General features: G+C 70.4%; 19 protein-coding genes, 1 tRNA gene and 1 riboswitch. Of the genes, 6 read left to right on the top strand and 14 right to left on the bottom strand.

Going from position 1 to position 22,051, the window contains the following annotated elements:
* Positions 1 to 74 precede the first annotated feature (74 nt).
* Together OG373_RS23835 and OG373_RS23830 are read left to right on the top strand one after the other, a co-directional pair.
* Complete coding sequence (locus tag OG373_RS23835; RefSeq protein WP_397730509.1) at positions 75 to 1,295, top strand: acetyl-CoA C-acetyltransferase; 1,221 nt, start codon at positions 75 to 77, stop codon at positions 1,293 to 1,295.
* Between the two features lie 294 nt (positions 1,296 to 1,589).
* Positions 1,590 to 2,405, top strand: coding sequence for a hypothetical protein (locus tag OG373_RS23830; RefSeq protein WP_405444176.1), 816 nt, complete (start codon positions 1,590 to 1,592; stop codon positions 2,403 to 2,405).
* Here OG373_RS23830 and OG373_RS23825 read toward each other — a convergent pair.
* The gene (locus OG373_RS23825; protein WP_405440181.1) at positions 2,389 to 2,751 is read right to left on the bottom strand and encodes a hypothetical protein; all 363 of its coding nucleotides are present in this window, start codon (positions 2,749 to 2,751) and stop codon (positions 2,389 to 2,391) included. The genes OG373_RS23830 and OG373_RS23825 overlap by 17 nt on opposite strands.
* Positions 2,752 to 2,852: 101 nt before the next feature.
* Here OG373_RS23825 and OG373_RS23820 point away from each other — a divergent pair, with 101 nt between their 5' ends.
* Entirely contained in the window at positions 2,853 to 3,083 is a 231-nt protein-coding gene (locus OG373_RS23820) for a DUF4287 domain-containing protein (protein ID WP_189971141.1), read from the top strand.
* Between the two features lie 124 nt (positions 3,084 to 3,207).
* Here the strand turns inward: OG373_RS23820 and OG373_RS23815 are convergent, their stop codons facing one another.
* Positions 3,208 to 4,056, bottom strand: coding sequence for a Bax inhibitor-1/YccA family protein (locus OG373_RS23815; protein ID WP_397730514.1), 849 nt, complete (start codon positions 4,054 to 4,056; stop codon positions 3,208 to 3,210).
* 146 nt (positions 4,057 to 4,202) lie between these two features.
* Positions 4,203 to 4,284: transfer RNA gene (locus tag OG373_RS23810), tRNA-Leu, on the bottom strand.
* A gap of 408 nt (positions 4,285 to 4,692) precedes the next feature.
* Between OG373_RS23810 and OG373_RS23805 the strand changes: the two genes are divergently transcribed.
* Together OG373_RS23805 and OG373_RS23800 are read left to right on the top strand one after the other, a co-directional pair.
* Positions 4,693 to 5,457, top strand: coding sequence for an ABC transporter ATP-binding protein (locus OG373_RS23805; protein WP_397730864.1), 765 nt, complete (start codon positions 4,693 to 4,695; stop codon positions 5,455 to 5,457).
* 62 nt (positions 5,458 to 5,519) lie between these two features.
* Complete coding sequence (locus tag OG373_RS23800; protein WP_405440180.1) at positions 5,520 to 8,072, top strand: ABC transporter permease; 2,553 nt, start codon at positions 5,520 to 5,522, stop codon at positions 8,070 to 8,072.
* 60 nt (positions 8,073 to 8,132) lie between these two features.
* Here the strand turns inward: OG373_RS23800 and OG373_RS23795 are convergent, their stop codons facing one another.
* The 9 genes from OG373_RS23795 to OG373_RS23755 form a co-directional block, all read right to left on the bottom strand.
* The gene (locus OG373_RS23795; RefSeq protein WP_405440179.1) at positions 8,133 to 9,527 is read right to left on the bottom strand and encodes a class I SAM-dependent methyltransferase; all 1,395 of its coding nucleotides are present in this window, start codon (positions 9,525 to 9,527) and stop codon (positions 8,133 to 8,135) included.
* A gap of 169 nt (positions 9,528 to 9,696) precedes the next feature.
* Positions 9,697 to 11,082 (bottom strand): NAD(P)/FAD-dependent oxidoreductase, encoded by a 1,386-nt coding sequence (locus OG373_RS23790; protein WP_397730519.1) that lies wholly within the window; start codon positions 11,080 to 11,082, stop codon positions 9,697 to 9,699.
* A 401-nt stretch (positions 11,083 to 11,483) separates the two neighbouring features.
* Positions 11,484 to 12,425 carry an exopolyphosphatase gene (locus OG373_RS23785; protein ID WP_405440177.1) on the bottom strand — a complete coding sequence of 314 codons (942 nt, stop codon included), beginning with the start codon at positions 12,423 to 12,425 and terminating at the stop codon, positions 11,484 to 11,486.
* Positions 12,422 to 12,973, bottom strand: coding sequence for a DUF501 domain-containing protein (locus OG373_RS23780; protein WP_397730521.1), 552 nt, complete (start codon positions 12,971 to 12,973; stop codon positions 12,422 to 12,424). Before OG373_RS23780 ends, OG373_RS23785 begins: the two co-directional genes overlap by 4 nt.
* A 56-nt stretch (positions 12,974 to 13,029) precedes the next feature.
* Entirely contained in the window at positions 13,030 to 13,518 is a 489-nt protein-coding gene (locus OG373_RS23775; protein WP_030387096.1) for a septum formation initiator family protein, read from the bottom strand.
* Positions 13,519 to 13,617: 99 nt separating this feature from the next.
* Positions 13,618 to 14,904 (bottom strand): phosphopyruvate hydratase, encoded by a 1,287-nt coding sequence (gene eno, locus OG373_RS23770; protein WP_266936331.1) that lies wholly within the window; start codon positions 14,902 to 14,904, stop codon positions 13,618 to 13,620.
* Positions 14,905 to 15,190: 286 nt separating this feature from the next.
* Entirely contained in the window at positions 15,191 to 15,895 is a 705-nt protein-coding gene (locus OG373_RS23765) for a transglycosylase family protein (protein ID WP_397730525.1), read from the bottom strand.
* Positions 15,896 to 15,897: 2 nt separating this feature from the next.
* A riboswitch (cyclic di-AMP (ydaO/yuaA leader) is annotated at positions 15,898 to 16,070 on the bottom strand.
* Positions 16,071 to 16,346: 276 nt separating this feature from the next.
* A complete protein-coding gene (locus OG373_RS23760; RefSeq protein ID WP_405440176.1) occupies positions 16,347 to 17,384 on the bottom strand; it encodes a transglycosylase family protein in 1,038 nt (345 codons plus the stop codon).
* 103 nt (positions 17,385 to 17,487) lie between these two features.
* Positions 17,488 to 18,762: a cytochrome P450 gene (locus OG373_RS23755; protein ID WP_405440174.1), complete on the bottom strand. Its 1,275-nt coding sequence runs from the start codon at positions 18,760 to 18,762 to the stop codon at positions 17,488 to 17,490.
* A 148-nt stretch (positions 18,763 to 18,910) separates the two neighbouring features.
* On the opposite strand from OG373_RS23755, the gene OG373_RS23750 reads away from it, so the two are divergent.
* Positions 18,911 to 20,089, top strand: coding sequence for a globin domain-containing protein (locus OG373_RS23750; protein WP_405440172.1), 1,179 nt, complete (start codon positions 18,911 to 18,913; stop codon positions 20,087 to 20,089).
* A 27-nt stretch (positions 20,090 to 20,116) separates the two neighbouring features.
* Here OG373_RS23750 and OG373_RS23745 read toward each other — a convergent pair whose 3' ends face one another.
* Together OG373_RS23745 and OG373_RS23740 are read right to left on the bottom strand one after the other, a co-directional pair.
* Entirely contained in the window at positions 20,117 to 21,205 is a 1,089-nt protein-coding gene (locus OG373_RS23745; RefSeq protein ID WP_405440170.1) for a MazG family protein, read from the bottom strand.
* A 77-nt stretch (positions 21,206 to 21,282) separates the two neighbouring features.
* Positions 21,283 to 21,906, bottom strand: coding sequence for a SurA N-terminal domain-containing protein (locus tag OG373_RS23740; protein ID WP_397730534.1), 624 nt, complete (start codon positions 21,904 to 21,906; stop codon positions 21,283 to 21,285).
* Between the last annotated feature and the right edge of the window lie 145 nt (positions 21,907 to 22,051).

Genomic DNA, 22,051 nt, shown 5'->3' with positions numbered 1-22,051 from the left:
GTGACCTGGACCGTACGGGGCGGTAACTTCGCATGCGGTCCCGCTCAGAGCCGCAACACACCCTTGGAGTCCCGATGCCCGAAGCCGTCATCGTTTCCACCGCCCGCTCCCCCATCGGGCGCGCCTTCAAGGGGTCCCTCAAGGACGTGCGGCCGGACGACCTGACCGCGACGATCATCCAGGCCGCCCTGGCCAAGGTCCCCGGGCTGGACCCGCGCGAGATCGACGACCTGATGCTGGGCTGCGGCCTGCCCGGCGGCGAGCAGGGCAACAACCTGGCCCGCATCGTGGCCGTGCAGATGGGCATGGACTTCCTGCCCGGCACCACCATCACCCGCTACTGCTCCTCCTCGCTGCAGACCTCCCGGATGGCCCTGCACGCCATCAAGGCGGGCGAGGGCGACGTCTTCATCTCGGCCGGCGTCGAGATGGTGTCGCGGTTCGCCAAGGGCAACTCGGACTCCTGGCCCGACACCCACAACCCGCACTTCGCCGAGGCCGAGGCCCGCACGGCGGCCGTCGCCGAGTCGACCGGCTCCGACTGGCACGACCCGCGCGAGGACGGCCTGGTCCCGGACGCGTACATCGCGATGGGCCAGACCGCCGAGAACCTGGCCCGCATCAAGGGCGTGACCCGTCAGGACATGGACGAGTTCGGCGTCCGCTCGCAGAACCTCGCGGAAGAGGCCATCAAGAACGGCTTCTGGGCCCGCGAGATCACCCCGGTCACCACCCCGGACGGCACGGTCGTCTCCACGGACGACGGCCCGCGCGCCGGCGTGACCCTGGAGGGCGTGCAGGGCCTCAAGCCCGTCTTCCGCCCCGACGGCCTGGTCACGGCCGCCAACTGCTGCCCGCTGAACGACGGCGCCGCGGCGCTGGTCATCATGAGCGACACCAAGGCCCGCGAGCTGGGCCTGACCCCGCTGGCCCGGATCGTCTCCACCGGCGTCACCGGCCTCTCCCCCGAGATCATGGGCCTGGGCCCGGTCGAGGCATCGAAGCAGGCCCTGAAGCGGGCCGGGCTGACCGTCGGCGACATCGACCTCTTCGAGATCAACGAGGCCTTCGCGGCCCAGGTCATCCCGTCGTACCGGGACCTGGAGATCCCGCTGGAGAAGCTGAACGTCAACGGTGGCGCCATCGCCGTCGGTCACCCCTTCGGGATGACCGGCGCACGCATCACCGGCACTCTGATCAACAGCCTGCAGTTCCACGACAAGCAGTTCGGCCTCGAGACCATGTGCGTCGGCGGCGGCCAGGGCATGGCCATGGTGATCGAGCGCCTGAGCTAATTGGATCAAGAGTGTGCCCAGGCGCCGCAAGGGATCCGGCCGGATCCCTTGCGGCGTACCGGCCCCGGATCCAACCCCCTCGCGGCCGACCTGTGACCAAATTTCCCCCAGGATGTGACCTATCTCCTGGGGGATCGGTGTTTATGCAGGTCACGGCCGGTACAGATGCTGCCTGTGTGACGAAAGCCCTGTCCATTTCGTGACGTAATGCACTGCACGCCATTCCCAGGTCGGGACACTCTGATGTAGGAAGTCGGGGGATCGAATCACTTCAGGAGTTAGTCAGTGAGCGCCATGTCTCTTGCCCTGTTGCTGACCACGGCCGCTGCCACGGCCGTGGGCGCTGCTGCGCTGCACGCCGTCCACGGTCTGCGCAAGCAGGTCACCGCCCTGCGCACCGAGCTGGTGGTGCCGGCCCACACCCGCGGTACGACCGTCCCGCACGCCCGCAGCGCCGTGGAGTCCCCCGCCGCGGAGATACGAGCCGCCGTGGCCGAAGCCCTCGCCGAGGAGCGGGAGCGCGAGCTGGCCGAGGCGCGGGCCTTCTGGGCCGCGCAGGAGGCCCGCGACGCCGCCGACGCCCCCTCGCTGCTGGGCGGTCTGCCCGGCCTCGGCGAGGACAGCCCGGTCTTCCTGCCCCGGCAGGCCGACCTGGTGGGGCTGGAGCCCGTCGTCGGCGAGGACATCCTGGACGAGCTTCCCGGGTACCCGGAGGATTCGGCCGAGCTGGCCGCCGCACGCCGGCGCCACCCCTCGCACCCCGACTTCGTCCCCGTCCAGGCCTCGCACCCCGGCGCCGACCACGAGCGCACCGTGAACCGCCTGGAGGAGCTCGCGGAGGCCCGTACGGCCCTCGCGGACGTCCGCCCGGGCCCGCTGGGCACCCTCGACGTGTACGTCTTCACCGACGGCACCACGCTCTGCATGACCCCCGGCCACCGGGAGACCGCGGAGCGCCTCGCCGAGGCCCTGCGCTCGGGCACCGCGCCGGTCCTGCTGGGCGGCTCGGGCATTTCCGGCGCCTACGCACTGACCTTCTCCTGCGGTGACGCCGAGGACCCCGACAGCAACGTCTACATCCTCGCGGACCGCGTCATCGCATCGCTCTGATCTCCGCCTGCTCCACCAGCCGCACGGCCTCGTCCAGCATCTCGGACGGGGCCTTCGCGCTGTCCGGGGTCCCTGCCGCGGCGGGGGCTCCGGCCGCGGCGCGCAGCGCCTCGGCGAGGTCCAGCCCGGTCACCGCGACCTGGTCGCCGACCACGAAGATGCCGGCGTCCGGCACCTCCTTCGGCGCCTGCCCGGGAGTCTCGATCCGCTGGGCCCGTACGGAGAGCTCGCGGGCCAGCTCCAGCGCCGCGGCGGCGGCTCCCTGCTGCAGGCGGCTCTGCGGCGCGGCCCGCAGCCGGTCGGCGAAACGTTCCAGGACGGCGGTCAGGGGCGAGGTATCAAGCACGCGGCCGACCCTACGCGCCGCCCGGGCACCATTGCCAACGGGCGAACTCTCCGGCACGGTGGCGTGAAGAGAACAGCACGGCGATACCTCCGGAGGCGCCCATGTCCGTAGAGTTCTCCGAACAGACCCACCGCAACATGATCGACAGAATCCCCCAGACCACCGGTCGTGAACTCTCCGACTGGCTCCGCACCGTGGACGACGGCCCCTCACTCGTCCGGTTCGAGGAGAAGGTCAGCTGGCTGCGCGGCGCGCACGAACTGTCGTACGGCCAGGCCAAGGCGATCATCCACGAGTACGACCTGCGCAGAGCCGCGCGCCGGTTCGGCTGACCCCGATCCCTCGATCCCCCGACCCCGTCCCGCACCCCGGGATGCGGGAAGGCCCCGCGAGCGCTGTGCTCGCGGGGCCTTCCCCATGCCGTGCGCGGGCCGGTCGGCCGGTCCGCGGGTCCTGCTAGTCGTCGCCCGAGAGGATCGAGAAGATGCGCAGCATCTCCACGTAGATCCAGACCAGGGTCATGGTGAGGGCGAAGGCACCCAGCCAGGCCTCCTCGCGGGGGGCACCGTAGGCGATGCCGTCCTCGACCTGCTTGAAGTCGAGGGCGAGGAAGCAGGCACCGAGGATGACGCCGATGGCGCCGAACAGCAGGCCGAGGCCGCCGCTGCGGAAGCCGAGGCCGTCACCGCCGCCGAAGACCGCGAACAGCGTGTTCACGAGCATCAGCAGGATGAAGCCGAGCGTCGCGGCCATCACGAAGCCGTAGAAGCGGCGGGTGACGCGGATCCAGCGCATCTTGTACGCGAAGAGCACGGCGGCGAAGACGCACATCGTGCCCATCACGGCCTGCATGACCACGCCGGGGCCGAGGTAGGTGCTGACCGCGGCGCTGATGACGCCGAGGAACACACCCTCGAACGCCGCGTAGGCCAGGATCAGGCCCGGGACGGGCTTGCTCTTGAACGACTGGATGATCGCGAAGACGAACGCGACGAGGCCGGCGCCGATAGCGATGGCGTACGACTTGCCCAGGTTGGCCGGGTCGACCGGCAGCAGCGCCCAGGAAAGGGCCGCCGTCACGATGAGCGTGCCGAGCGTCATGGCCGTACGGCTCACGACGTCGTCCATGGTCATCACATTGGCGCGGGCGGGGGCCTGCGGCATGCCCGTGGCCGGGTCGGTCGCGTACGGGTTCGTCGCGTACGGGTTGGTCCCGGCCTGCTGCGGCTGCGCGTCAAACCCCGCATAGCCACCGTTGTCGCGGCTGAACCCCCGTCGCGAGAAGACCGGGTTACTGCTCCTCATCTCACTCCTCCGTGGCCACCGAGCGCGGCCTTGCAACAAGAGTAATGCGCTCGCAAAGAAAGCACCCTACTGCTGGAGGAGGATCTTAGGAGAAGGCAGGGCGAAGCGCAGGAGATAAAAGGAGGGACTCCGCGAGAGCTGCGGAGTGCCCGGAGCCGGACTTGAACCGGCACGGCCCGAAGGCCAGCGAGGTTTAAGCTCGCCGTGTCTGCATTCCACCATCCGGGCAAGGCGTGGCGGCCCCCGTCAAAAAGCCTTGAACGCTGAGCCGAGCCTATCCGGAACGATCGGCCCGCCGACCGGCCGTCTAACCGATGTTGTCTGATTTTATTGGCGCTTGAGGGTCCGTCAGACCCGAGAATGCGCGGTGGGCCCGTTCTGGACGTCGATCACCGCCTGTACGGGAATGACGGGATTTCGATGGCCCGCGCCACCCCCACGCCACCCTCCACGCCACCCCGGGCCATCGCCCGGCGAGCAGGCCCTCTGTCATACCAGAGGAGGAGACGCACCCGCCCGCCGTCAGACTCCAGTGGGCCGGGGAACAGGCACGGCGGCTGATCCGCAACGGGCATGCCCGCGGCGAGGATGGAAACGTCCCCGCACCGCAGACCGAGGAGCCGTCCCGTGACCACCATGAACTACGCCCCGCACACCGCCCAGGCCGTGGCCGCCCGCGCCACCGGCCTCTCCAAGGTGTACGGCCAGGGCGAGACCCAGGTGGTCGCGCTCAACAACGTCACCGTGGACTTCACGCAGGGCCAGTTCACCGCGATCATGGGCCCCTCGGGCTCCGGCAAGTCCACCCTGATGCACTGCGTCGCCGGCCTCGACACCTTCTCGGCGGGTTCCGTCCGCATCGGTGACACCGAGCTGGGCAGCCTCAAGGACAAGCAGCTCACCCAGCTCCGCCGGGACAAGATCGGCTTCATCTTCCAGGCCTTCAACCTACTGCCGACCCTGACGGCCCTGGAGAACATCACGCTCCCCATGGACATCGCCGGCCGCAAGCCCGACAAGCAGTGGCTGGACGCCGTGATCGACATGGTCGGCCTCTCGGGCCGTCTCTCCCACCGCCCCACCCAGCTCTCCGGCGGCCAGCAGCAGCGCGTGGCCGTGGCCCGCGCCCTGGCCTCCCGGCCCGAGATCATCTTCGGTGACGAGCCCACCGGAAACCTCGACTCCCGCTCCGGCGCCGAGGTCCTCGGCTTCCTGCGCAACTCGGTGCGCGAGCTCGGCCAGACCGTGGTGATGGTCACCCACGACCCGGTCGCCGCCTCCTACGCGGACCGCGTCATCTTCCTCGCCGACGGCGAGATCGTCCACGAGATGCTCGACCCCACCGCCGACAGCGTGCTCGACCGTATGAAGGCCTTCGACGCCAAGGGCCGTACGAGCTGATCCGGGCCGCCTCCGCAGCCCGCAGCCCTCCTCCAGACTTCCAGCCCCAGGACTCGAAACCCATGTTCCGTACAGCCCTGCGCAACGTCCTTGCGCACAAGGCCCGGCTGCTGATGACGGTGCTCGCCGTCACCCTCGGCGTCGCCTTCGTCTCCGGCACCCTCGTCTTCACCGACACCCTCAAGAAGTCCCTCTCCGGCCAGTCCGCCAAGGACTACGCGGGCGTGGCCGTCTCCGTCACCTCGTACGGCCAGGGCCGCAACGAACAGGGCGAGAAGGAGGGCGAGCCCGGCCTGAGCCAGGCCACCCTCGACAAGGCCAAGGCGCTCCCCGGCGTCGCATCCGTCTCCGGACGCGTCACGGGCTTCGCCGGCGTCGGCGACGAGAACGGCAAGCTGATCGGCTCCGGCTGGTCCAACCAGGGCGCCAACTACACGCCCGTCAAGGACGGCAAGGACCCGCGCTACACCTTCGTCCAGGGCGCCGGCCCGGCCAAGGCCGACGAGATCGCCCTCGACCGGGCGACCGCGGACCAGGGCAAGTACAAGGTCGGTGACAAGGTCCGCGTCGCCACCAACGGACCGGTCAAGGAGTACTCCCTCGCCGGTGTCTTCACCACCGAGGACGGCGCCGTCCAGGCCGGTGGCAGCCTGGTGCTCTTCGAGACCAAGGTCGCCCAGGAGCTCTACCTCAAGCCCGGCTACTTCATGGAGATGTCGGTCGCGGCCAAGGACGGCACCTCCGCCGACAAGCTGCTCGCCGACATCAAGCCGCTGGTCGACAGCAAGCACACCAAGGCGCAGACGGGCGCCGAGCTGGCCAAGAAGCAGGCCAAGGACATCGAGGAGGGCCTCGGCCAGATGGGCACCATGCTGCTCGTCTTCGCCGGCATCTCGCTCTTCGTCGGCATCTTCCTGATCTACAACACCTTCACCATGCTGGTCACCCAGCGCACCAAGGAGCTGGCCCTGCTGCGCGCCGTCGGCGCCAACCGCGGCCAGGTCATGCGCTCGGTGCTCGCCGAGGCCCTGGTCGTCGGCGCCGTGTCCGCCGTCGTCGGCCTGATCAGCGGTATCGGCCTGGCGGTCGCCATGCGCTCCGCGATCAGCTCCTTCGGTGCCAAGCTCCCGGGCGGCGACCTCGTGATCGCCCCGGGCACGATCATCGCGGCCCTGGTCATCGGCATCCTGGTCACGACGATCGCGGCGGTGCTGCCCGCCTGGCGCACCGGCCGGATCGCCCCGGTCGCCGCCATGGGCAGCGCCCACCTGCCGGCCACCTCGAAGTCGCTGGTCGTGCGGAACGTCATCGGCTCGATCATCAGCGTCCTCGGCATCGGCCTGGTCGTGCTCGGCGTGTCCACGGGCGGCAACAACGGCCGCATGACCATCGGCGCGGGCGCGTTCTTCATGCTCATCGGCATGATCGTGCTGCTGCCGCTGCTCTCCAGGCCGGTCATCGGGGCCGTCCGCCCGCTGCTGCAGAAGGTGTTCGGGGTTCCCGGCAAGCTGGCCTCCCAGAACGCCGTCCGCAACCCGCGCCGCACCGCCGTCACCGCCGCCTCCCTGGCGATCGGCCTGACCCTGGTGACCACCCTGTCGGTGCTCGGCATCACCGTCGGCAAGGTCGTCGACCGGATGAGCACCGAGAAGCTCAAGGCCGACTACAAGGTCTCCATGGCCGGCGGCATGGGCTACCTCGACAAGTCGGTGGCCGAGACCCTGGGCAAGACCCCCGGCATCAAGGCCGTCTCCCCGCAGACGTCCGGCTACTTCATGGTCGGAGACGACTTCCGGTCCGCCTCCGGCGTCAACCCGGCCGCCATCGGCCAGCTGCTGAACATCGAGACCGTCAGCGGCTCGGTGGACTCCCTCGGCAAGGGCGAGGTCCTGGTCGCCGAGAAGACCGCGAAGAGCCAGAACCTCGCCGTCGGCTCCACCCTCAAGGTGAAGTACGAGGACGGCCAGGAGGGCACCCTCAAGGTCGGCTCGGTCTACAAGGACATGGAGGGCCTGCTCTCCCCGTTCGTCCTCGACGACAAGATCCTCGCCCAGCACAGCGAGGAGAGTGCCGTCAGCGAGGTGTACGTCAACGTCGAGGGCGGGGCCTCCAAGGCCGGCCAGCAGAAGGTCGTCGACGCGCTGGGCAAGAACCCGGCCATCAACGTCGCCACCCAGCAGGACATGCGCAACGAGATGGGCGGCATGATCAACACCATGCTGAACGTCATGTACGGCCTGCTCGGCATGGCGCTGATCATCTCGGTGCTCGGTGTGGTCAACACCCTGGCGATGTCCGTCTTCGAGCGGACCCAGGAGATCGGCATGCTGCGGGCGATCGGTCTCGACCGCGGCCGGGTCAAGAACATGATCCGCCTGGAGGCCGTCGTGATCTCGCTCTTCGGAGCCACCCTGGGCATCGCCATCGGCATCTTCCTCGCCTGGGCCGTCGGCACCACGATGGCGAAGGCCATGCCGAACTACGAGCTGATCCTCCCGTGGGACCGGATCGGCATCTTCCTCCTGCTGGCCGCCGTGGTCGGTGTCCTGGCCGCCATGTGGCCGGCCCGCAGCGCCGCCCGCCTGAACATGCTGACCGCCATCAAGACGGAGTAGCAGCGGCAGGGACAAGGGGAAGGGCCCCGGGGCGACATGCCCCGGGGCCCTTCCCGTCCGCTAGACCGTTTCTGCGTCCCAGGTGCGCAGCCGCAGCGGCAGCCGGGAGTCCCCGGCGGCCGCGGGACGCACCGCCAGCACCTGGTTGACGCCCAGTCGGCCCCGCTCGAAACCGAGGGCGCAGGCCGCCATGTAGAGCTGCCAGACCCGGGCCCGTCCGGGCGAGGTCAGCCGGACCGCCTCGGTCCAGTGCTCCTCCAGCCGGGCCACCCAGGCGCGCAGGGTCAGCCCGTAGTGCTCGCGCAGCGCCTCCACGTCGCGGACCTCGAAGCCGGCCCGTTCCAGTTCGCCCACGGTGGTACCGAGCGGGGAGAGCTCCCCGTCGGGAAAGACGTAGGCATCGATGAACTCGTCGATCCGGTACGCCTCCTCGTCCGGCTCCGGCCGGCGGGCGATCTGATGGTTCAGCAGCCGCCCGCCCGGGCGCAGCAGGGCGTGCAGGGTGCGGGCGTAGTCCCGGTAGCGTTCGGCGCCGACGTGTTCGGCCATCCCGATGGAGGAAATGGCCTCGTACGGGCCGTCCTTGACGTCCCGGTAGTCCTGGATCCGGATGTCCACCTGCTCGGTCAGTCCCTCGTCCGCGATCCGTTTGCGGGCGTACGCGGCCTGCTCGCGCGAGAGCGTGACCCCGGTGACGCTGACTCCGTACTCGCGGGCGGCGTGCAGCGCCATGGAGCCCCAGCCGCATCCGACGTCGAGCAGCCGGTCCCCCGGCCGCAGGGCGAGTTTGCGGCAGACCAGGTCGAGCTTGTCGCGCTGGGCCTCCTCCAGGGTGGAGCCGGGGCTCCAGTAGGCGCAGGAGTACACCATCGAGGGGCCGAGCACCCGCTCGTAGAAGTCGTTGCCGACGTCGTAGTGGTGGCTGACGGCCCGGCGGTCGCGGCTCTTGCTGTGCCGCTGCCCGGCCCGCCGGTACGCCGCCTCCTCGGCGGGGGGCGCGGGCGGCGGCAGCGGTCCGGCGAGGGCGATCAGCTCGCGCGCGGCGGCCCGCAGGGCCGGGTCGCGCCACCTCGCCCCCGGCAGGCCGGACAGCCCGGCCCGGCGGGCGAGGCTCCCGAGCGCGGCGAACGGCCCGGGCCCGCCCTGGGCCGTGGAGACCTCGGGGCCGATGGGCGCCGGCTCGCGCTCCCGTTCCCACAGCAGGCCTGCCACCCGGTCCAGGAGGTCGAACAGATTGCCTTCGACCGTCAGTTCCCCCGCCACCCAGGCGCGGGCCAGCCCCATCTCGCCGGGCCTCCACAGCATCCGGCGCACGGCGCGGCGGTCGTGGATGACGAGCACGGGGCCGTCGGGCGGGCCGGCCTCACTGCCGTCCCAGGCCCGGACGCGTACCGGCAGCGGGGCACCCAGAAGTCTCTCGGCAACAACGGCGAGCCGCGGCGCGGCGTCGGTCATGGCGCACCTCCACAAAAGCTCCGACCCCTCCGTCTACCCATCCCGGGCCCCGGGTACGCCGAAGGGGCCGCCCGCACCACGGATGGCGGGCAGCCCCTTCGGGGTCGTACAGGTACTGCGGGGTGGAGCAGATGGAGCAGTGCGGCTCAGGTCCCGCCGGTCACACCGGTCAGGAGGCCTTGGCCTTCGCGGCCGGGGCAGCGGCGGCGGCCGGGGCCGGCGCCGGCTTGGCGGCCTCGTAGAACTCCTCGCGGGGGGTCTCCAGCGCGCCGAGGGAGACGACCTCGCGCTTGAGGAACATCGCGAGGGTCCAGTCGGCGAAGACGCGGATCTTGCGGTTCCAGGTCGGCATGGCCATGCCGTGGTAGCCACGGTGCATGTACCAGGCGAGCCGGCCCTTGAGCTTGATCTTCGTCTTGCCCATGACGATCATCGCGACGCCCTTGTGGAGGCCGAGGCCCGCCACCGCACCCTTGTTGGAGTGCGAGTACTCGGCCTGCGGGAAGCCCCGCATGCCCGAGATGACGTTGTCGCCGAGGACCTTGGCCTGGCGCAGCGCGTGCTGGGCGTTCGGCGGGCACCAGGCGTTCTCGACGCCGGCCTTGCGGGAGGCGACGTCCGGAACCTGGGCGTTGTCGCCGGCGGTCCAGATGTAGTCCGTGCCCGTGACCTGGAGGGTCGGCTGGGCGTCCACGTGGCCGCGGGGGCCCAGCGGCAGGCCGTAGCGGGCCAGCACCGGGTTCGGCTTGACGCCGGCGGTCCAGACGATGGTGCTGGAGTCGACCTCGAGGCCGTTCTTCAGGACCACGTGGCCGTCCACGCAGGAGTCCATGGAGGTGTTGAGGTAGATCTCGATGCCGCGGGACTCGAGGTGCTCCTTGCCCCAGGTGCCGAGCTTGGGCCCGACCTCGGGAAGGATCTTGTCGGCCGCGTCGACCAGGATGAAGCGCATGTCCTCGCGCTTGATCGTGGAGTAGTACTTCGCGGCGTCGCGGGCCATGTCCTCGACCTCACCGATGGTCTCCGCACCGGCGAAGCCGCCGCCGACGAAGACGAAGGTGAGGGCCTTGCGGCGGACGTTCTCGTCCGTCGTGGACTCGGCCTTGTCGAGCTGCTCAAGGACGTGGTTGCGCAGGCCGATGCCCTCTTCGACGCCCTTCATACCGATGCCCTGTTCGGCGAGGCCGGGGATCGGGAAGGTGCGGGAGACGGCGCCGAGCGCGATCACCAGGTAGTCGAAGGGCAGCTCGTACGCCTCGCCGACCAGCGGCGTGACGACGGCGACCTTGCGGTCCTGGTCGATGCTGGTGACCCGGCCGGTGAGAACCTCTGCCTTGGGCAGCACGCGTCGCAGCGGGACGACGACGTGCCGAGGCGAGATGCTGCCTGCGGCCACTTCAGGGAGGAAGGGCTGGTAGGTCATGTACGAGCGCGGGTCGACGACCGTGACGGTCGCCTCGCCGTAGCGCATCTTCTTCATGATGCGCTTGGCTGCGTACAGGCCTACGTACCCACCTCCTACAACGAGGATCCTGGGACGCTCCGTGGTGCTCATGGAACGAGTATCCAGCACCCAAAGGGGTGTCGCTCGTGAGCCCCTTCACAAGGACCGGGACACCCTCTGCTACACTCCGCCGCCCACGTGACCGAGGTCATGGCGCGCAACGGGAACCAGAAGGTGTCGGGAGTCGTTGTTCACCCGTCCTGAACTGGCCTCCAAGGCCGGAACCGGACTGGACCACCGGGGTTCGTCCATACCTCCGATGCGGAACCCGTCGCGTTCGCCGATCGCACGAACGCACGCGAAAAAGGGCCTGCAGGCCTCCGGAAGGGCCCAAAGGACCCTCCTGTTGACCCAACAGACCCTTTTTCCTTGTGAAGAACTTCACGAAGTTCGTTTGGATCACTGTCGCAACAACGCCCGAAGAGGCCTTCACAACCTGCTTCGAAGGTCGTTCAGGCGATGGACCAAGCGATTCCATCGAGGATGTCGTGCTCCGACACGACAACCTCGGAAGCGCCGATCCGTTCCATGATCGCCAGAAGCACCAGCGCGCCCGCGCCGATCACGTCCACCCGGCCCGCATGCATCACGGGGATCGCCGCGCGCTCGGCGTGCGTCGCCGTCAGCATCCGCCCGCTGATCTCCCGCACCTGCTCGTAGGAGATCCGGGAGTGGTGGATGGCCGACGAGAGGTACTCCGGCAGCCCCAGGGCGATCCCGGCGACCGTGGTCACCGAGCCCGACAGACCCACCAGCGTGCGCGCCTCGGACAGCGGCACGCTCTCGGCCGCCAGGTCCAGCGCCGCCTCGATGTCGGCCCGGATCGCGGCGACCTGCTCGGCGGTCGGCGGGTCGGTGACGACCCCGTCCACCACCAGGTGGCGCTCGGTCATCCGGACACAGCCGATGTCCACGGAACGGGCGGCCCGTACGTGCTCCTCGCCGACCACGAACTCGGTCGAACCGCCGCCGATGTCCACCACCAGGAACGGCCGCTCCAGGTGTTCGTGCGCCGTGAGCTCCTTGGTGGCGCCGGTGAAGGAGAACTCCGCCTCCTGGTCACCGGAGATCACCTCGGGCTCGACGCCCAGGATGTCCAGGACGCCCCGGACGAAGTCCGCCCGGTTCTCGGCGTCCCGGGAGGCCGAGGTGGCCACGAAACGCACCCGCTCCGCGCCGAACTCCTCGATGACCCCGGCGTACTCGCGGCACGCGGCGAAGGTGCGCTCCAGCGCCTCCGGAGCCAGCCGGCCGGTCCGGTCCACGCCCTGGCCGAGCCGGACGATGGTCATCCGGCGGTCCAGCTCGACGAGCTCGCCGGTGGCCGGGTCGCAGTCGGCCACGAGCAGCCGGATGGAGTTCGTACCGCAGTCGACGGCGGCGACCCGGGTCATGCCCGCGGCTCCTCGTCGTCCGTCTTCTTCTCCCCGCACGGGACGACGCAGGGGCCCTTGGCCCACCACTCCGGCAGCATGGCGAGGGCCTCGTCGCCGAACGGGTTCACGCCGGGGCCGGCGGCCAAGGAGTGACCGACCAGCACGTGCAGGCACTTCACCCGGTCCGGCATGCCGCCGGCGCTCGGGAAGCCCTGGAGCACCTCGATGGCGTCGCGCCGCTGGATGTAGTCCTCGTGGGCGGCCTGGTAGGCGGCGGCCAGTTCCTTGTCCTCGGAGAGCCGGGCCTGCATCTCCTTCATCACGCCGTTGGCCTCCAGCGTGCCGATCGCGGAGGCCGCGCGCGGGCACGTCAGGTAGTACGTCGTCGGGAAGGGGGTGCCGTCGGGGAGCCGCGGGGCGGTCTCCACCACGTCCGGCTGCCCGCAGGGGCAGCGGTGCGCGATGGCGCGCAGCCCGCGCGGCGGGCGGCCGAGCTGCTGCTCGAACGCCTCGATGTCCGCGTCGGTCGGCTCGGTCCGGTCGGTCTGGGGCGGGGGCGTCTGCATGCCTGGAGGAAGTCTCTTCGTTCTCGTGGATGGGTGCTGCGGTACGGCGGTACGGGTCAGTCGCCGGGGCGGTCGGCCTTGTCGACGCCGTCCCAGACGTTGGAGTACCAGGGGCGGTCGGAGCCGGCGTGGCCGGTCCGGTGCGGTTCGGGGGGCTGGGCCCCGGGGTCGCTCATGATGTAGCTGATCTCTCCCGGGCGCAGGAAGTGCAGGTGCTTGCGCGCCTGCTGCTCCGCATAGGCGTCGTCCTGCCAGCGGGCCTTCTCGTCGCGGAGCCGCTCCAGGCGGTCCCGCGCGGCCGCGGCCGCCCGCTGCTGCTGCGCGATCTCCGAGCGCTGGGAGACGTACTGGCGCATCGGGTACGCGAGGGCGACGACCAGCGTACAGAGGACGAGCACCAGGAGCGCGGCGCGGCCGGTGAGCCGGCTGCGGCGGACCTGACGCCGCGACTGCGACCGGTAGACGTGGGCGGCGGTCCGCTCGCCGAGCTGCTTGAGCCTGGTCGCGGTGGAGAAGGTGGAGAACCGATCCCGGTTCCCGGCCATTGGTCCGCCTCCCCTAGGTACGCACTACGCAATACGTCCCCGCACACGGTACGGGACCGAGTGCGGGGACGTACGGAGGCCAGCCCCTCAGGGGGGTGATTAGCCCTTGAAGCGCGGGAAGGCGCTGCGGCCCGCGTACACGGCGGCGTCGTCGAGGATCTCCTCGATGCGCAGCAGCTGGTTGTACTTGGCGACACGGTCCGAGCGGGCCGGGGCGCCGGTCTTGATCTGACCGCAGTTCACGGCGACGGCGAGGTCGGCGATGGTGACGTCCTCGGTCTCACCGGAGCGGTGGGACATCATGCACTTGAAGCCGTTGCGCTGGGCCATCTCGACGGCGTCCAGGGTCTCGGTCAGCGAACCGATCTGGTTCACCTTCACGAGCAGGGCGTTCGCGGAGCCCTCCTCGATACCGCGGGCCAGACGCTCCGGGTTGGTGACGAACAGGTCGTCACCGACGATCTGGACCTTGGTGCCCAGCTTGTCGGTGAGGGTCTTCCAGCCGGCCCAGTCGTCCTCGTACAGCGGGTCCTCGATGGAGACCATCGGGTACGCGGAGACGAGCTCCTCGTAGTACTCGGTCATCTCGGCGGCCGAGCGGGACTGGCCCTCGAACTCGTACTTGCCGTCCTTGTAGAACTCGGACGCGGCGACGTCGAGCGCGAGCGCGATGTCCTTGCCCGGGGTGTAGCCGGCCTGCTTGATGGCCTCGACGATGAGGTCGAGCGCGGCGCGGTTGGACTCCAGGTTCGGGGCGAAGCCGCCCTCGTCGCCCAGGCCGGTGGAGAGGCCCTTGGTGTGCAGGACCTTCTTGAGGGTGTGGTAGACCTCGGCACCCCAACGCAGCGCCTCGGAGAAGGACTCCGCGCCGATGGGGGCGATCATGAACTCCTGGATGTCCACGTTGGAGTCGGCGTGCGACCCACCGTTGAGGATGTTCATCATCGGAACGGGCAGCAGGTGCGCGTTCGGACCGCCGAGGTAGCGGAAGAGCGGAAGGTCCGAGGCCTCGGACGCGGCGTGCGCGACGGCCAGGGACACGCCGAGGATGGCGTTGGCGCCGAGCGAGCCCTTGTTGTCGGTGGCGTCCAGGTCGAACATGGCCTGGTCGATCAGGCGCTGCTCGGTGGCGTCGTAGCCGACGAGCTCCGGGCCGATCTGCTCGATGACGGCGAGGACGGCCTTCTCGACACCCTTGCCGAAGTAACGGTTGGGGTCACCGTCACGGAGCTCGATGGCCTCGAAGGCACCGGTGGAGGCGCCGGACGGAACTGCAGCACGGCCGGTGCTGCCATCGTCGAGGCCCACCTCGACCTCGACCGTGGGGTTGCCTCGGGAGTCCAGGATTTCCCGGGCTACGACGACGTCGATGGACGGCACGAGCATCTCCTTCTGGGATGTGACGCTGGGTGTGCGGTGGCGTGTCAGGCCGTGGGATGGCCTTGCCGCCTAGAGCCTAACCGGCTCCGGGCACTCGACCGGCCGACCGCCCGGACCCTGGGACGAAAAAGGGCCCGAATACCCTTCTTCCGGGACATAGGTCTCTTGATCATCGGCATTTCGGGGCCGCACACGGCACCGCCCGACGCGTGGGGCACGCGCCGGGCGGTGGACATCCTGCACACAGTCAGCGGACCGCGGGTGCAGGGTTTTGCGGCATTTGCCGCACTGTTCAGCTGAGCTTCAGCTTCTGACCCGGGAAGATCAGGTCGGCGTCCGAGACGATGTCCTTGTTCAGCTCGAAGAGCTTCTCCCAGCCACCCTTGACGCCGTTGGCCTCGGCGATGGTGCCCAGGGTGTCGCCCGGCTTGACCTCGTACGAGCCGTTGCCGGTCTTCGGCGCGGCCGGAGTCTCGGTGCGCTCGGAGCGGGTGACCGGGGCCTCTGCGCGCTTGGTCTTCGGCGCGACCTTGGTCTCGGTCTTCTTCGTCTCGGTCTTCGGCTTCGACTGGGGCTTGTTCTGCGCCGGGGTCTCGGCACCGCCACCGTTGTAGGCGGAGCCCGACAGGCCCTTGCCGCAGGACGGCCAGGCACCCTTGCCCTGGCTCTTGAGGACCTTCTCCGCGACGGCTATCTGCTGCGCCTTGCTGGCCTGGTTGGCCTGCGGGGCGTACGACTTGCCGCCGAAGCCGGCCCACGTGGAGGACGAGAACTGCAGGCCGCCGTAGTAGCCGTTGCCCGTGTTGATGGCCCAGTTGCCGCCGGACTCGCACTGCGCGACCTTGTCCCACTCGGAAGCGGTGGCGGCGCTGGCGGTGCCCGCGGCCATCAGAGGCGCGGCCACGGCCACACCGGCGACACCGGCGAGCGTGACGATCCGGACAGACCGCTCGATTGCAGTACCGCGACGGTGCTTGCCCTTGCCGGAAAGCAGCATGGAGTTCTCCTCACCGACGCCTACGAGGTGAGCTGTCGGGTTCGGGCGAGTGAGTTGCCCGGCCGTGCGACCTAGCGCACGTCTTAACCCCAAGCCGGTGGCGTGACCGTCTCTCAACGGCCGCTCCCGGCACCTACCTTGGTTCCCCCGCTCCTGCCTTCGGCGCTTGACGCGACGACTGTTCCCCCCGTCCGCCGGCAGGATTCGGCGATGCGGTCGAAGGAGCCCGCGGTGGCGAGCGATTCAGAAGGTAGACAGGTCTCTCCCCGATGTTCAACGAGCAACATCGGGGAGAAACGGCCCCTACTTGCGCTCCCCGGAGGGATGTTTGCGCAGGTGAGGACGGGGTTTGCGGAAGCCCCGCGGCGAGACACGCCAGTTGACCGGAAGAGATGCATGTCTCACTTGCAGAAAAGCGACATTCAACTCTTTCCGGATAACTGAACTGCCCTTATTGCGTGGTTAGATCCAGGTTCTGGCCGGGCTTGATCAGATCGGCGTCCCCGCCGATGACCTGCTCATTGGCCTCGTAGAGACCGTTCCAGCCGCCCTTTACGCCCTTGGCGACCGCGATGGTCGCCAGGCTGTCGCCCACCTGGACCGTGTACGTGGGGCCCGACGCGGCGTCAGAGGGGGCCGTCGGCTCGGTCGCCGGGGCACCGCGGTGCTTGCCGCCGCCCCCTGCGGGAGTGGCGCCCAGCGTCTGCGGGGTCGCGGGGGACCCGGGGGTCGCAGGGGCCGACGGGTCGACCGGAGGCAGTCCGGGCGTGGCCGGCGGGGTCGTCGGCGCGGTCGGGTCCACCGGCAGCGTGGGCGCCGTCGGGTCGACGGGGGCCGGCGTGGTGGTCGGGTCGCCCGGCAGGGTCGGGGCCGTCGGGTCCACGGGAGGCGTCGTCGGGACGTCCGGCGCGGGCATGACGGGCAGTCCGACGGACGGGGCGTCGGGAATGAGGAAGGGGGTGCCGGACGGGGTCGGGGCCGGGGTCGGCGCGCCGTAGTCCGTGGACCGCACACCGCCGCCGGTGGACGGGACCACGTCGTCCGGGCGGGACGGGGCGGGGGCGAGAGGGCCCTTACCGCCGGGCAGACCGGGGTCGACCTGGGCGGCGGGGCTCTCCCGGTCCAGGCCGGCCGAGGCCGCGCACAGCGGCCACGCCTGCGGACCGGTGGACTTCAGCACCCGCTCGGCCACCGCGATCTGCTGGGACCGGCTCGCAAGGTCGGGGCGCTCGGCGAATTCGAGACCGCCGGCACCCTGCCACTCCTCCTGGGTGAACTGGAGTCCGCCGTAGGCGCCGCTGCCGGAGTTGGCACTCCAGGAGCCACCGCTCTCGCACTCGGCGACCTTGTCCCATGTGGACGTGTCGGCAGCGGTGGCGCTGGTGGCCGCGAGCAGCGGCATGGCCAGTGCGGAGCCAGTGACTCCGGCTGTGACGACCAGCGCGGGGACCTGGCGGGGGCGTCTGTGACGGCCGTTCCCGGAACGCATGTAGGTGCACCTTTCGCATAACAGCTCGGTAACGGCAGAACCTAGCGGCCTTCGAACGATTGTCACAAGTTCAAGCTGGATCTGACTTTTAATCAGACTCCGCTTAAGTGTTTTGAGCCGTGAAGCGAACGGGAAGAGTGCGCAGTCCCCGCATGATCAACCCCCCACGCCAGCGCAGGTCTTGGGACGGAACAGCAAGTTCCAGATCGGGCAGGCGTGTCAGCAGGGTGGCGAGCGCGGTCTGCCCTTCGAGCCGGGCGAGCGGGGCGCCGAGGCAGTAGTGGATGCCGTGGCCGTACCCGAGGTGCTGATTGTCGGTGCGGGAGAGGTCGAGGGTGTCCGGGTCCGCGAACCGCTCGGGGTCCCGGTCGGCGGCCGCGAGGACGACCAGCACCGGATCGCCGGCGGCGACGGACATGCCGCCGAGAGTCAGCGGCTCGGTGGCGAACCGCCAGGTCGCCAGCTCCACGGGGCCGTCGTAGCGCAGCAGTTCCTCGACCCCGGTGGCCAGCAGCGCGCTCTCGCCGGCCGCGAGGGAGGCCTGCAGGCGCTCGCGCTGGTCGGGGTTCACGAAGAGGGAGTGGACCCCGTTGCCGATGAGGTTCACGGTGGTCTCGAAGCCGGCGAAGAGCAGGATGAAGGCCATCGCAGTGGCCTCGCCCTCCGTCAGATGGTCGCCGTGGTCGCTGGCCCGGATCAGGTCGGAGATCAGATCGTCGCCCAGATCATCCCTTTTGCGGTGAATGAGTTCACCGAGATAGGTCCGCATCTGCTTGACCGACCGGGCGACCCCGCCGCGCGGACCGCCACCGTGGCGGATCATCATGCCGGCCCAGTCCCGGAAGTCGTCCTGGTCCTCGCGCGGCACCCCGAGCATCTCGCAGATGGCGTAGATGGGGAGCGGGAAGGCGAACTCGTGGATGAGGTCCGCCTCCCCCCTGGCCGCGAAGGCGTCGATCAGATGGTCGGTGAGCGCCTGCACCCGCGGGGCGAACTCGGCGACCCTGCGCGGGGTGAACGCCTTCGACACCAGCCGCCGCAGCCGGGTGTGGTCCGGCGGATCGATGTTGAGCAGGTGCGTCATCAGCTCCGCCTTGCGCTCCCCCGGGATCCCGGTCTTGCCCTTGGCGTGCGCGGGCTCCGCGTGGTGCGCCGGATTCTTGCTGAGCCGCTGGTCGGCGAGGGCCTGGCGGGCGTCGGCGTACCGGGTGACGAGCCAGGCCTCGACCCCGCTGGGCAGCTTGGTGCGGTGCACCGGGGAGTGCTCGCGCAACCACGCGTAGGCCGGGTAGGGGTCGGTCGCGAACTCCCAGTCGAAGAGGGTGGGGCCCTCGGCGGGAGGGGTGTCGGCCGGGTTCGCGGAGGTCTGCTCGTGCACCCCAAGACCGTATCCCGGCACCGAGCCCCCATCCGATATGGGCGGTTCGCCGCGGCTGTCCGTAGATCGGCCATCCCTTGACGTGACCTTCTCCGACATTCCTACTTTCGGTTTTGTGGATGTGAAGATCTTGAAAAGCAGTTTCGCGGTGGTGGAGAGACGAGCCGAGCACGCCGTCAAGTTCTTCTACTCCCACCTCTTCTGGCACAACCCCGGCGTTCGTGCCCTCTTCCCGGACTCCCTCCACGACATGGAGCGCCAGCGGGACCGGCTCTTCGCCGCGCTCACCCACGTCATCGCCCACCTCGACGACGGGACGCTCCGCCCCTACCTGCACGACCTGGGACGCGACCACCGCAAGTTCCTGGTCCGCCCCGAGCACTACGCGGCCGTCGGCGCCAGCCTGCTCGCCGCGCTCGCCGAGACCTCCGGCGCGGCCTGGACCCCGCCGGTCGAGAAGGCCTGGGCCGAGGCCTACCAGGTGATCGCCGACGCGATGACGGCCGGTGCCGAAGGGAACGAGGACCCGCCCTGGTGGGACGCGGAGGTCGTGCGCCACCTCCAGTACGGGCCGGACATCGGCGTCCTGACCCTGCGGCCGCACCTGCCCTTCCCCTATCTCCCGGGCCAGTACACGAGCGTGAGCAGCGATCGGGTCCCGACGACCTGGCGCACGTACTCCATCGGCAACGCCCCCCGCCCCGACGGCACCGTAGACCTGCACGTCAGCCGGATCGACCGGGGGCGCCTGAGCACCGCCCTGGTCCGCGAGACCCGGCCGGGGGACGTACTGCGCCTCGGCGCCGCCGGCGGGCAGCTGGTCTTCCGCCGCGAGGACCGCCCGGTCAGCCTCATCGCCGCCGGCACCGGCTGGGCACCGATCCGGGCCATGCTGGAGGACCTCGCGGAGCATCCGCCCGACCAGGACGTACGGCTCTTCGTGGTGGCCCGGGACGGCGCGCACCTCTACGACCGCCCGCTCATCGACGCGTACGCCGCCCGCTGCGGCTGGCTCGCCGTCACCTACATCACGCCCGCCCCCGGCCGGCACCGCAACCAGGCCACCGACCGGCTCGCGACGGCGCTGGGCCACCGGGCCATGTGGCCGGACCAGGACGTCTACCTCAGCGGCCCGCCGCAGTTCGTCGACGAGACCGCCCACCTCCTCCAGGAGCTGGGCGCCCGCCCCGGACGCCTCTTCCACGACGCCGTCCCGGCCCGGGGCCCCGCACCCGGGGACCGCCCGCTGGGCTTCGGCGAGTGGTTCCTGAACCCGCCGACGCCCCACTGGCACAACCCCTCGGCCCGCGCGCCGAGGACGTACTAGGAGGACGTACCAGGGGGCCGCCCGGGGCTACTCGCCCGGCGCCGCGAGGCCCTCGGCCGCCCGGATCGCGTCCCGGTAGGCACGGGCCGCCGCGCGCAGCGCGGTCTCGGGGTCGATCCCCTCCGCCTCGGCGCGGGCCGCGAGTTCCAGCAGCTCGTACCCGATGCCCTCGCCGCGGGGCAGCTCCACGGCCACACCGCCCGTCCGGGCCCGGCCCGCGAGCTTGGCCGCGAGCGCCAGACCGGGCTGGCCCACCGGGATCCCGTCGGTGACCGACTCCCGCCGCTTCTCCACCGCCTTGGTGCGCTGCCAGTGCGCGCTGACGTCCTCCGGGGTCTCGGCCTGCGCGTCGCCGAAGACGTGCGGATGCCGGTGGATCAGCTTCGTCACGAGGGCGCCGGCCACGTCGTCGATGGAGAAGGCCGCCGCCGCGTCATCGCCGCCCTCGCCGCCCTCGCCCTCCTCGCCCTCCTCGCCGTCCTCGCCGTCCTCTCCGTTCCCGCCGGCCTCCTCGGCGATCCGCGCGTGGAAGACCACCTGGAGCAGCACGTCCCCGAGCTCCTCGCGCAGCTCGTCCCGGTCCCCGTCCTCGATGGCCTCGACCAGCTCGTACGCCTCCTCGATCGCGTACTTGGCCAGTCCCCGGTGGGTCTGCCGGGAGGTCCACGGGCACTCGCGCCGGACCCGGTCCATCACCTGGACCAGGTCGAGCAGGCGCGCGCCGGGCAGGTCGTAGGAGCCGGGCAGGAGTTCCAGGTCGGGCATGGAGACCCGGCCCGAGCCGGCCAGCCGGGCCAGGCCGTCGGTGAGCCGCTGATCGCCCTCGCCGCCCGGGAGCACCACGACCGTACGGCCGCCCGCGCAGGCCTCGACCAGCGCGTGCGCGTCCGGGCTCTCGAAGGCGACCTCGATGCCCGCCTCCCGCAGGTACGGCAGCTGCGGGTGGCCCGGGTCGGCGCAGAGCACCCGGTCCGCGGCGTGCAGGATCTGCCACGCCGGCCAGGACAGCACGCCGGGGGCGACCCGGTGGCTGGTGGTCAGCAGGACGATACGGCCCGTGGGCTCGTCGGCGTCGGTGGCGGTGGTGTCGGCAGCGGGTCCGGAGTGGTCGGTCACCCTCCGAACCTACCTCCGATCCACCGGTCCACGGCCCGGGGCCCCCGGGGCCCCCGGGGCTCCGGGCCCTCGGGGTCTCAGGCTCCGGCGGGGGGCTGCTCGGGCCGGGTCCGCTGGGTGATCCAGGGCGTCTCGCCGTTCCCGAGCTTGATCTCCTTGGCGTCCCAGGCGCCGTAGCGCGGGTTCACCTCGATGTGCAGCGCCTTGACGGCGGCCCGTGCGGGCTCCTCCAGCTTCCCGGCCCCGTACTTGGCCGTGAGCTTGGTGAGGAGCACCCGGTCCCGGAGGAAGCGGTCGACCTGGGCGGGGGCCATGGCCCCCTTCTGCAGGAGCAGCGCCTCGAACTGCGCGTTCCCGCCGTTCTCGTCGGCGTAGGTCTTGCGTTCGTCCTCGACGTCCTTCTGGGTGGCCGCGAGCCCGGCGGTGTCGGCCATCTTGTCGATGATCCGGCTCTGGAGGATCGCGTCGAGCCTCTGGCGCTCCAGGTGGGGAGTGCTCGCGATGAGTTCGGCGGCGGCCTGCCCGGAACGGTTCTGCGCCGCGCGGACGTCATTCACCTGGGCCTGGAGCGCGGAGGTGGTGATCCGTTCGCCGCCCACGACGGCCGCGGTGCCGGGACGCGGCTCGCCCGAGCAGGCGGACAGCAGGGGCGCCGCCACGAGCAGGGCGGCGGAGACGGAGAGCGCTGTGCGACGGTGCAAAGGAGCCTCCAGGGCCGGGAGATTGTGCGTCGATGCACAAAGGGCCGTGCGGTGATCGATGTTATGAGGTCACGGTGATCCGGACCACCGGTTCGACCAACGATTCACACGCGGACCGAACACGCACCGTTCATAAGCGAGTCGG

The organism is Streptomyces avidinii, from assembly GCF_045161815.1.
GTDB classification, from domain to species: domain Bacteria; phylum Actinomycetota; class Actinomycetes; order Streptomycetales; family Streptomycetaceae; genus Streptomyces; species Streptomyces avidinii.
The sequence above is the reverse complement of the archived record's forward strand: the minus strand, read 5'-3'. Positions and strand labels throughout refer to the sequence as shown.